At 70.4% G+C, this 869-nt stretch carries 1 protein-coding gene; it reads left to right on the top strand.

Features of this window, described 5'->3' with window-relative positions:
• On the top strand, window positions 1–869 hold an 869-nt coding region (locus PMI40_RS22795; protein WP_008120478.1), incomplete at both ends, for a condensation domain-containing protein.

The raw sequence follows: 869 nt of genomic DNA, 5'->3' as shown, positions 1-869 counted from the left end.
GCCAGCTGCTGGTGGCCTACGTGGCGGGCGAGGGCATCGATGAAAGGGCGGTACGCGCAGCACTGGGCCAGCGCCTGCCGCAATACATGGTGCCGGCGGCGATGGTGCAGTTGCCCCGGCTGCCCTTGAGCACCAACGGCAAGATCGACCGCAAGGCCTTGCCGGCGGTGGAGCGGGGCAGCGAAGCGGCGTATGCCGAACCGGTGGGCGAGATCGAGCAGCAGTTGGCGGCGATCTGGCAGGAGGTGCTGGGCATCGAGCGTGTCGGGCGCCAGGACAACTTCTTCGCCCTGGGCGGGCACTCGCTGCTGGCCACCAGTGTACTGGCGCGCTGGCGCGCCCGCGATCCGCAATCGGCACTGAGCTTGCGCATGCTGTTTGCCACGCCGGTGCTGCAGGCCCTGGCAGCGCAACTGGCACAGGCACCGGCGGCGGCGTTGCAGGCGCTGGAACTGCAGGCCGTCCCGCGCCAGCCACGCATGCCGCTGTCGCCGATGCAACAGCGCCTGTGGCTGGTCGACCGGCTGCAGGGAGCGTCGGCCGCCTACAACATGACGACCACCCTGCAACTGGACGGTCAATTGGACGAAACGGCGTTGCAACGGAGCCTGCAGGCCCTGATTGCGCGCCACGAGATCCTGCGCACCGGTTACCACGAGGACGACGAGGGCGAACCGTTTGCCAGCATCGCCGCCGCCGGTGCCGGCCAGCTGCAGGTGGTGGACCTGCGGCATCACGACGCAGCGCGCCAGCAGGTCGAGCTCGAGCGTGAGATCCAGCGCCAGGCCAGCCTGCCGTTCGACCTGGCGACGCCGCCGCTGGTGCGCGCGGTCCTGTTGCGCCTGGCCCCGGACACCGGCGGCCAGCCG

The sequence above is a fragment of the Herbaspirillum sp. YR522 genome, from assembly GCF_000282575.1.
Taxonomy (GTDB): Bacteria; Pseudomonadota; Gammaproteobacteria; order Burkholderiales; family Burkholderiaceae_D; genus Herbaspirillum.
The sequence above is the reverse complement of the archived record's forward strand: the minus strand, read 5'-3'. Positions and strand labels throughout refer to the sequence as shown.